Source organism: uncultured Methanobrevibacter sp., assembly GCF_902771435.1.
Lineage (GTDB): Archaea > Methanobacteriota > Methanobacteria > Methanobacteriales > Methanobacteriaceae > Methanocatella.
Genome location: NZ_CACXXB010000073.1, coordinates 1 through 4,162, shown reverse-complemented (window position 1 = coordinate 4,162; position 4,162 = coordinate 1). Strand labels below are relative to the sequence as shown.

At 32.9% G+C, this 4,162-nt stretch carries 5 protein-coding genes and 1 pseudogene; 4 read left to right on the top strand and 2 right to left on the bottom strand.

From position 1 onward, the window contains the following. The first annotated feature begins 134 nt into the window (after positions 1 to 134). Both QZU83_RS10345 and QZU83_RS10340 read left to right on the top strand, forming a co-directional pair. Complete coding sequence (locus tag QZU83_RS10345; protein WP_295611907.1) at positions 135 to 1,352, top strand: ammonium transporter; 1,218 nt, start codon at positions 135 to 137, stop codon at positions 1,350 to 1,352. A 10-nt stretch (positions 1,353 to 1,362) separates the two neighbouring features. Continuing rightward, positions 1,363 to 1,701, top strand: a complete 339-nt coding sequence (locus QZU83_RS10340) for a P-II family nitrogen regulator (protein ID WP_292605457.1) — start codon at positions 1,363 to 1,365, stop codon at positions 1,699 to 1,701. A 72-nt stretch (positions 1,702 to 1,773) separates the two neighbouring features. On the opposite strand, the gene QZU83_RS10335 is transcribed toward QZU83_RS10340, so the two are convergent. Both QZU83_RS10335 and aroD read right to left on the bottom strand, forming a co-directional pair. After that, positions 1,774 to 2,376 carry a S24/S26 family peptidase gene (locus tag QZU83_RS10335; protein WP_295611906.1) on the bottom strand — a complete coding sequence of 201 codons (603 nt, stop codon included), beginning with the start codon at positions 2,374 to 2,376 and terminating at the stop codon, positions 1,774 to 1,776. A gap of 5 nt (positions 2,377 to 2,381) precedes the next feature. Then, positions 2,382 to 3,059, bottom strand: a complete 678-nt coding sequence (aroD, locus tag QZU83_RS10330; RefSeq protein ID WP_292605453.1) for a type I 3-dehydroquinate dehydratase — start codon at positions 3,057 to 3,059, stop codon at positions 2,382 to 2,384. Between the two features lie 142 nt (positions 3,060 to 3,201). Between aroD and QZU83_RS10325 the strand changes: the two genes are divergently transcribed. Beyond that, complete coding sequence (locus QZU83_RS10325; protein ID WP_292605452.1) at positions 3,202 to 3,927, top strand: hypothetical protein; 726 nt, start codon at positions 3,202 to 3,204, stop codon at positions 3,925 to 3,927. Between the two features lie 11 nt (positions 3,928 to 3,938). Then, a pseudogene (locus QZU83_RS10320) lies at positions 3,939 to 4,162 on the top strand (succinate--CoA ligase subunit alpha); the annotation flags it as partial.

Here is a 4,162-nt window from a genome sequence, read left to right as displayed (position 1 = left end):
GATTTTTTTTGTTTTTGTATTGTGTTCAATCAAAATGTTTATATATACCTAAATGCAATTATTATATATCGGAAGTATACTTCCGACATATTGTTTCCGGCTACGGCCGATATTAAATTTTTGAGTAAGATAAAATGGATATGTTTAGTGCTGGTGATACTGCATGGATTCTGGTTTGTACATTACTTGTATTACTAATGAGTATTCCTGCAGTAGCATTTTTTTATGGAGGATTAAGTAAAAGAAAAAATGTTTTAAATACAATTTTTTTAACTTTCATTGCATTTTCTATTATTAGTATAATTTGGGTAATTTTCGGTTATCAATTTGCATTTGGAAGTGATGTTAACGGATTAATAGGTTCACCAACCAATTTCTTTTTACAGGGAATTTCTTTGGATGATTTAAACGGAACAATTCCGACATTGTTGTTTGTAATGTTTCAATGTGCTTTTGCAGGTTTGACCTGTGCGATATTGTCTGGAGCTTTAGTTGGCAGGATGAAAACAAAAGCATGGGTAATATTCGTTCCGCTTTGGGCTTGTTTAGTTTATGTCCCTATTGCCCACTGGGTATGGGGAGGAGGATGGCTAATGCAAATGGGAGCATTGGATTTTGCAGGAGGTGCAGTAGTTCATATTAACTCAGGTATTTCTGCATTGGCTGTCGCTTTAGTATTAGGTAGAAGAAAAGACACTTCATTAATTCCACACAACTTAGGATATGCAGTTTTAGGAGCTGCTCTTTTATGGTTCGGATGGATGGGATTCAATGGAGGATCAGGTCTTGCAGCAGATGGACTTGCTGCAAATGCAATCATAGTTTCAAATGTCTCAGCTGCTATGGGTCTTGTTGTTTGGACTATATTGGATACTTATATTGTAGGAAAACCAACAATACTTGGTGCAATATCCGGTGCAGTTGCCGGTTTGGTAGGAATTACTCCTGCAGCAGGTTTTGTTGATGTTTTTGGAGCATTGGTGATTGGTGCAATATCACCGATAATTTCATACTTTGCTATATATTACCTAAAACCTAAATTAGGATATGATGATGCTTTAGATGTATGGGGAATTCATGGTATGTCTGGAGTTTGGGGTGCAATTGCTACTGGAATATTTGCTGTTCCAGCAATTGGCGGAACTGCCGGATTATTATATGGAAACCCTGACCAGGTTTTGATTCAAATAATTAGTGTTGTGGCCACTATTGTATATTCATTTACAATTAGTTACATATTAGCTAAAATATTGGATAAATCACTGGGTGGTATGAGAGTAGACGAAGGCGAAGAGATCGGAGGATTAGATTCCAATCTCCACAAGGAGTCTGCTTATAACTTTAATTCATAGGTGACATGTTATGAAAAGTATTGTAGCTATTATCAGACAAGAGAAATTCAATGATGTTAAAAATGCCCTTTTGGAAGCAGGTTGTGAAGGAATGAATGTAACTGAAGTAAAGGGCAGAGGTAGTCAAAGAGGTATAAGAGAATCATACAGAGGTTCTAGTTATTGCATTGACTTGATTCCAAAAACACGTATCGAAATAATTGTTAAAGATGACGGTGTAGATTTAATTGTTGATGCAATTAAGAAAGGAGCTTATACTGGTAATATAGGTGATGGAAAAATATTTATCTACCCTATTGATAATGTAATTAGAATCAGAACTGGTGAAGAGGGTGATAATGCTGTTTAGGAATTTTTCTTAAAAGTATAAAATGGGGAATAATTTTGTTTATTTCCCAATTAAAATTTTTTCATTTTAATTTCAATAATCAATAACGACACCATTTATTTCGGATAAATCAACCCATGGACTTATTCCTTTTAGTTCGTATAATGTTCCATTTATGTATTCAAAGTCAACATTTTTATTGTCGCTTTCTAAATGGACTCTGTCATCGTTAATCTCACCTACTCTTTTTATGATTCCACCATATTCTTGAGAATTAGCTATAACAATGTCTCCAACATGAATATTTTTTGTTTTATTCACCAATACACTTTGACCATCCTTTAAAGTTGGATTCATTGATGTTCCACAGACATATGCAATAATTGGGATTTGATTTTTACCCAAACTTGAATCAATATTGATTTCAGGATTTTTTAATCCATGTCTGGTGCATATATCATTAATTCCATTGTATAAAGTAGTGATGTTTGATGCTGAATCATTCATAGCATCCAATGTATAATCGCAGATTTCACCATTCAAACTCTTTGAGTTAATATTGGCCATTGTATGAGTTGAAACGCTGACATTTTCACCATCAATGTAAATATCTACAGTTTCCTTAGAAATTAAATTAAATGCAAAAATAGAAAGTATGATAATTATAAATATAGCCAAAATTATTTTTTTAGCCATTTACATCACTCGTCCATTATGTTTAAATCCATATTAAGCAAAGCTTTCATTGTTTCAATATCGATTTGGCCGGGTGCTGTAACGTCAGTTCCAGCTGCAAAAGTAATTGGTGAGTTAAATTTGGATGCCATGACTCTGGTGTAGCTTCCTAGGTCGCCCATGGAAATGGCAATAGTGTCGCTGCAATGTGAAAGAACTGCAAGGATTGTTAAGGTATCCTCTAAATCCTGAGGCATAAATGCAACTTTTGCAATGTCTCCTAATTCCTGTTCTTTTTCAACAATGTATGTAATTTCATTTAAATCAGGTGTTTTTTCAAAATCATGATATGAAACGATGGTTTTTACTCCGGTATCATGTATTTTTTCTATATATTCGTCATTGCTTTGAAGTTCAATATCAACATACTCCACTAACTCAGCGCACTGGTATAGTATATTGAAGCGATCTTTTTCACTACCCTTAAAAGAACCGCCTTCAGTACTGATTCTATTGGTGGCTATCATTGGAAAATTAATTTCTTTGATTGTATTTTTAATTTCAGTAATGTCAGGATTTTTAAGTCCATCAATTCTAAATTCTAACACATCAGCTCCTTTTTCAATGCAATCCTCAGCTACTTTTATGACGTTTTCACAATCTTTTTGAAAAATGGGAATTGCAATTTTGGTTTGAGAATACATTAATATATAATATTATATATTGTCATTATTAAATTTTCTTCAAAAAATTATTAATGTTTATATAAATTAAAAAACAAAATATATACCAATAAAATATTTATATTTTATTTGTTTGTTTAATAAATTTTAAATAGGTGTTAACTTGAAAATTACAGCTATAGGTGCAGATATTTCAAAAAATGATGTATCTTGCAGTACTAAGCTAGTAGAAACTATTGAAAAAAACCTTTATAAAGTTAAGGAACTAGGTGCAAGGAATGTTGCTTTAACAAATGTCACTGGTGATGATGTTGTGGTAAGTGCATTTGTAGAAGATGATTTGCTTGAGCCTATTAATGAAGGTATTGTAAATATTTTAAAATTAAGTGCAGAAGACTTCGGTGATTTATCTGGAATTTCACAGAATCCTGAAGAAGCAGGAGAGGGAATTTCATATGCTGAAGCAAGCATAAGACCAGATAGATATCCTGATGCTATTGTTTTAGGTTTTGACACATATGGTGGTGAACCATTTGTAGCAGATGTGGCAAACTCTGCTATTGAAGCTGCAGAAGGCATGAAAAATTGTACTGATGTTTCAAATTATATTGAAGCTAAAACAAGAAAAATACCGGGTGTAGGTTATGTTTCACCAGAAACGGATGATCCAGTTGTTGTGGCTACTGTTGAAAATATAGAATCTGTTGGTGTGATTGCAGGAGCGATGATTGGTGCTGCACTTGGAAATAAAAATACTTATTTAGTTAAAAGAGGGACAACCTGTAATGTGTTGCCGGGTAGTGTAATATTTTCCGCTACTGCTTTTATGAATGGAAATGTTATTGATTTAGCAGTTCCATTTGAAAATAAAACAAGAATATTAAGATAGGAGTTTTATATATGATTTTATTAAATGAAGATACAAAATGTTTGGTTCAAGGAATAACTGGAAAACAAGGTTCATTTCACACAGAACAAATGTTAAAATATAATACCAATATTGTTGCAGGACTTACTCCTGGAAAAGGTGGCCAAGACTTTTTAGGAGTGCCTATTTTTAATTCAATTGAAGAAGCTAAAGAAGAAGTTGACATCAATTCTTCAATTATTTTTGTACCTGCAAG

Coding starts and splice junctions, on each gene's coding strand:
- QZU83_RS10335 (WP_295611906.1), bottom strand. CDS start 2,376: ATGGCTAAAAAAATAATTTTGGCTATATTTATAATTATCATACTTTCT.
- QZU83_RS10345 (WP_295611907.1), top strand. CDS start 135: ATGGATATGTTTAGTGCTGGTGATACTGCATGGATTCTGGTTTGTACA.
- QZU83_RS10340 (WP_292605457.1), top strand. CDS start 1,363: ATGAAAAGTATTGTAGCTATTATCAGACAAGAGAAATTCAATGATGTT.
- aroD (WP_292605453.1), bottom strand. CDS start 3,059: ATGTATTCTCAAACCAAAATTGCAATTCCCATTTTTCAAAAAGATTGT.